Below are 4,483 nucleotides of genomic sequence, written 5' to 3'. Positions count from 1 at the left end.
TGCGGGAATGGTGAAATTGGTAGACACGCCAGATTTAGGTTCTGGTGCCGCAAGGTGTGAGAGTTCAAGTCTCTCTTCCCGTACCATCAAAGTGCAACCTTTACGGTTAAAACAAGTTAATTGGGGTATCGCCAAGCGGTAAGGCACCGGGTTTTGATCCCGGCATACCTAGGTTCGAATCCTAGTACCCCAGCCATAGTTAAAAAGCCCGTCCTTTGACGGGCTTTTTGCTTTCTGTCGTTTGTATATGCTTGTCGAATCATCCTCTGGTTACTTCGCTAATTTTCAATCTACTTCTCCATTGTTAGTGTGTTATGGCATTGCTGAGTGTTTTGGCGATATGAGAATGACTAATGGCTAAGATGCGCTTAATTGGCTTAGATAGGTGTTTATAGAGATAAAAAAGCCACAGTGTTCAATAAACACTGTGGCTAACACCGATAAAAGTGAAATGCGACTAAAAAGCTCGCCGAGCGTTGAGTAGTGGTTATTGTACGGGTTTTACTTCTTTAACTGCTGTGGGAGCTGCGACTTCGTTCACCGCTTTTTCAAGCACTGTTTCCTGTGTAGTTTTTACATCGCCTGTGGCAACCGCTTTTAGGGGGGCAGCTGCAGGGATTTGTTCTTGCAGTTTTTCCGTGCCAGCTTCTATGGCCTTTTGCTGCAGTTTTTGCGGATCCGTATAGTCAGCCAGTTCTTTTGGCCAGCTTGGAACGAGTTTCTCTGCTTGATTGGTAAACTGCTCAGAGATAATTTTTGGCGAGCCACCCGTTAATAACATCACTGCCATTTGGTTGGTTTCTGAATTCCATACAAATCCGGCTTTTTCGGCCATTTCAGGCACGGGAGTATAAGTCGACACCATATAAAATAAGGGGCCTTCCTGTTGAATTTTGTCGGCAGTTTTTAACAGAGATACTGTGGTCTCATAGTTATCACCGAGTAGCGACTTCATACGATCTTTAATGAGAGGCTGTTCGAATAGCCCGACATCATTAGGATTTAATCCTACGAGGGGTTTTAGCAGTGCCCACATCAGTTGGCCTTGAGGCGACATTAACAGCAGTGGAGCAACACAGGCGTTTAGCATTAATGCGAGCCAAATAATGTTAAGGCAACGCATTTTTTTGAGCAGAGTTGTACCCAAGATGATATTTCCTTTGGAAGTACCAGCAAGTCGCCGGCGGCGGATTGTAGCCGATTGTGATTCTGTAAACGAGAGGGGGAAGAGAGTAAATTTTAAGTGTGATTTTAAGTCCAAATGTTGCTTTTTATCTATATGAATTAATTGTAATTCTCCAAATGTTGCAAAGTATCTTTATTCGAGAGTTTGTCTCCCTTCAAGTTATACCAGCTCTGCTTTTATCTAACGCTACCGTATTGAGTATGTAAAGATTGTAAACTTGGTGCTTTTTGATAATAAATATCATTTACTATCAGCCCATTAATTTTATTTCATACAGGCACTAAGTTCTGCTGTGTTTTGGCGATTTTAGGCAGCAATCCCTGAAATACCTTTTTTGAGAGTCAGTCGTTGAAATTTAAAGTCAGTAAATCATCTCTTTCCTACGCACGCATTATCCATGTCTACGTCTCAATGGCGTTGCTTTTGTTAATGCTATTTTTCGCGATTACGGGGATCACCTTGAATCACCCCAATTGGTTTTCGTCTGCGGATCAAGAGCCACTGCGCGAGCAGTTTGATATTCCCAGTTATTTAATTCCCGCTGCGTCGCAGGAGCCAGAGTGGCGTTTAGCGGCGGGGCATTGGCTTAAAAGTCAATGGGATATGGATATTACCACTGCCGATATCGATGAGGATGAAATCAGCCTAGTGAGTAAGGGGCCTGGTACCTATCGCACAGCCACCCTCGACCTGCTCGACGGCAAAGCCTATGTCGAGACCTTAGATTATGGCGTTGTCGCAGTGCTAAATGATCTGCACAAGGGCCGTAATACTGGAAGTGTCTGGGCTTGGGTACTCGATCTTTGTGCGCTGTTGATTATTTTGTTCTCACTCACGGGGGCTTATTTACTGTTACCTCAAACCAAAAGATTAAAAAAATCGTTGTTTTATATGGTGATCGTCAGCTCTGGCTGCGTACTTGTTTATGTTTATTTTGTTCCATAGGGAGAGCCGATTGATGATGCGTCATCTTATTCGCACCACCGCTATCGGTGCGTTGTTTATGAGTTCTGCGGTATTGGCCGTACCGAAAATGACCGTGGATTTAACCTTGCCAGAAATTACCGAGGGCCAGTATCACAGACCCTATGTGGCTGTATGGGTTGAGGATGCCAAGGGCCAAACCGTTAAAACTATAAGCCTATGGGTATGGGATGAAGGCCATAAATGGCTCAAGGATATTCGTCGTTGGTGGCGTAAAGCCGGACGTGAGGATATGAGCTTTGTCGATGGTATCGCCTCAGCAACACGTCCTGCTGGCCACTACAAAATTGATTGGGACTTAAAAGATGATGCAGGTAAACCTCTTGTTCCTGCCTCCTACACGGTGTTTATCGAAGTGGTGCGTGAGCATGGTGGCCGTGATTTGGTCAGACAAAACTTTGATTTATCGGCGGGGGATTTTACAGCCCAATTACCCGCCACCACTGAAACTGGCGTCATTGATATTCGCTTAAGCGGCATGACTCGCTAAGCCTAGTATTTAACGAAAAGGATGTGAAGATGAAATTACGTTTTGTTGCCTTAGTTAGCGCACTGTGCATCAGCCCATTTGCCAGCAGCCATGACCGCTGGATTCTACCTAGCCACTACAATGTGTCGGCAGAAAGTAATGAGGCAGTTTGGATTACTTCAGATGTTTCCGCTAGTAACCAAGTGTTTATGGTTGATAAGCCTGTTACGGCTAGCGATGTGAAAGTGTATTTACCCGATGGCAAGTCGAGTTCACCAAGTTCGAGCTACACTGGCGGCCGTAAATCAGTTTTTGATGTGCAGCTCTTACAAGACGGCACCTATAAGTTCGAGAAAGAAGTTACGCCTCGGTATTTTTCGGTTTACAAAGTCAAAGGAAAAGAAGAGGTAGTGCGTAGTCGTCTTGATAAAAAAGCGACCGCAGCTGTCATGCCAAAGGATGCCTATGATCTTAAAGGCTCATTAACCGTTGCTAGGGTTGAAACCTATGTGACTCGCAATAAACCAACCGATAAGGTACTGGCACCTAAAGGTGAATACTTAGAATTAGTACCTATCACGCATCCTGCTGATATTGTTGAGAATGAACCTGCAACACTGCAATTTGTCTATGATGGAAAGCCCGTTGAAGGCGTCAGCGTAGCCATTATGAAGGACGGTAGCCTATACCGTAACAAGCCAGAGGAAATTAGCTTAACCTCTGATAAAGAAGGTAAAGTGGCGATGACGTTACCTGCCGCTGGCCGTTATTTATTACATGCCTCTATCGAGCGCCCAAGTCCTGATAAATCACTTGCCGATAAGACGGTAAGCGAAATCTTTTTGACCTTCGAAGCAGGGCTTGAATAAGCTAAGACTTTATTACTAAAGTGATTAATGCCCACAAACTTAGTTTGTGGGCATTTTTGTTTTTGGCTCTTGCCGTAATTAAGATCGCACTATCATTCTTTACTACTAGCATCTGGGCGCTAGCTTCAGTAAGCTGCAAGGGTGCACAGTTCTTGATGCATCCCACGCGCATAACGATTAGAATAGCGCAATTCCACCCTGATTTTACTGTGTTGACCTTAGCGTCGGCACGGGTTGCTTTTGTTTAAAGGAGACGAAAGAAGTTATGACTAAGGTTCCTATGACAGTTGTCGGTGCAGAACAGCTGCGTAAAGAGTTAGATATGCTCAAGTTTGAACGTCGCCCTAAAATCACTGAAGCGATTGCCTCAGCGAGAGAATTAGGCGATCTGAAGGAAAACGCTGAATACCACGCAGCCCGTGAAGAGCAAGGTATTTGTGAAGCGCGTATCCGTGATATTGAAGGCAAACTTTCTAACGCGCAGATCATCGATGTGACTAAGATGGTGAACAACGGTCGTATTATTTTTGGCGCGACTGTGACTATCTTAAATCTCGATACCGATGCTGAAGTTACCTACCGAATCGTAGGTGACGATGAAGCCAACATCAAAGAAAACCTGATTTCAGTCAACTCTCCGATCGCCCGAGGATTAGTGGGTAAAAACGAAGGGGATGAAGTGTCTATCACGACCCCCGGTGGTTTGACCGACTACGAAATTATTTCGGTGCAATATATCTAAGCCTTTATATCATCAGATTATTTACCATTGAAAGCCGCTTTTAGCGGCTTTTTATTTTTAGCCCAAAACCACCTACTTCAGTAGGTGGTTATCATCATTTGAGGCTTTGCCTGTATACCTACCCATGTTAAATGCATCTTTGATTTTTAGCGAAGTCAAAAGAGGCAAATAACATGAGTAGATACGAGCAAGCATCGCATGTGTTCTGGCGATGTCAATATCATATAGTCTGG

General features: G+C 44.3%; 5 protein-coding genes and 2 tRNA genes. 6 read left to right on the top strand and 1 reads right to left on the bottom strand.

Annotated features, from left to right (window positions below; genetic code table 11):
* The first annotated feature begins 1 nt into the window (after position 1).
* Together SHEWPOL2_RS21460 and SHEWPOL2_RS21455 are read left to right on the top strand one after the other, a co-directional pair.
* Positions 2-86 (top strand) — tRNA-Leu (locus SHEWPOL2_RS21460).
* 35 nt (positions 87-121) lie between these two features.
* Positions 122-196, top strand: a tRNA-Gln gene (locus SHEWPOL2_RS21455).
* A 291-nt stretch (positions 197-487) separates the two neighbouring features.
* Here SHEWPOL2_RS21455 and SHEWPOL2_RS21450 read toward each other — a convergent pair.
* Positions 488-1,123, bottom strand: coding sequence for a hypothetical protein (locus SHEWPOL2_RS21450; RefSeq protein ID WP_037431548.1), 636 nt, complete (start codon positions 1,121-1,123; stop codon positions 488-490).
* A gap of 411 nt (positions 1,124-1,534) precedes the next feature.
* On the opposite strand from SHEWPOL2_RS21450, the gene SHEWPOL2_RS21445 reads away from it, so the two are divergent.
* The 4 genes from SHEWPOL2_RS21445 (at position 1,535) to greA (ending at position 4,250) form a co-directional block, all read left to right on the top strand.
* Complete coding sequence (locus SHEWPOL2_RS21445) at positions 1,535-2,131, top strand: PepSY-associated TM helix domain-containing protein (protein ID WP_037431546.1); 597 nt, start codon at positions 1,535-1,537, stop codon at positions 2,129-2,131.
* Between the two features lie 16 nt (positions 2,132-2,147).
* Positions 2,148-2,660, top strand: coding sequence for a DUF2271 domain-containing protein (locus SHEWPOL2_RS21440; protein ID WP_037431550.1), 513 nt, complete (start codon positions 2,148-2,150; stop codon positions 2,658-2,660).
* Positions 2,661-2,689: 29 nt separating this feature from the next.
* A complete protein-coding gene (locus tag SHEWPOL2_RS21435; protein ID WP_037431543.1) occupies positions 2,690-3,508 on the top strand; it encodes a DUF4198 domain-containing protein in 819 nt (272 codons plus the stop codon).
* A 265-nt stretch (positions 3,509-3,773) separates the two neighbouring features.
* Positions 3,774-4,250 (top strand): transcription elongation factor GreA, encoded by a 477-nt coding sequence (greA, locus tag SHEWPOL2_RS21430; RefSeq protein WP_011071421.1) that lies wholly within the window; start codon positions 3,774-3,776, stop codon positions 4,248-4,250.
* The last annotated feature ends 233 nt before the right edge of the window (positions 4,251-4,483 follow it).

Source organism: Shewanella sp. POL2 (genome assembly GCF_000282755.1).
GTDB classification, from domain to species: Bacteria; Pseudomonadota; Gammaproteobacteria; order Enterobacterales; family Shewanellaceae; genus Shewanella; species Shewanella xiamenensis.
The sequence above is the reverse complement of the archived record's forward strand: the minus strand, read 5'-3'. Positions and strand labels throughout refer to the sequence as shown.

Excerpts from the sequence above, each read along its gene's own strand:
- SHEWPOL2_RS21450 (WP_037431548.1), bottom strand. The coding sequence starts at position 1,123 with ATGCGTTGCCTTAACATTATTTGGCTCGCATTAATGCTAAACGCCTGT.
- SHEWPOL2_RS21440 (WP_037431550.1), top strand. The coding sequence starts at position 2,148 with ATGCGTCATCTTATTCGCACCACCGCTATCGGTGCGTTGTTTATGAGT.
- SHEWPOL2_RS21435 (WP_037431543.1), top strand. The coding sequence starts at position 2,690 with ATGAAATTACGTTTTGTTGCCTTAGTTAGCGCACTGTGCATCAGCCCA.
- greA (WP_011071421.1), top strand. The coding sequence starts at position 3,774 with ATGACTAAGGTTCCTATGACAGTTGTCGGTGCAGAACAGCTGCGTAAA.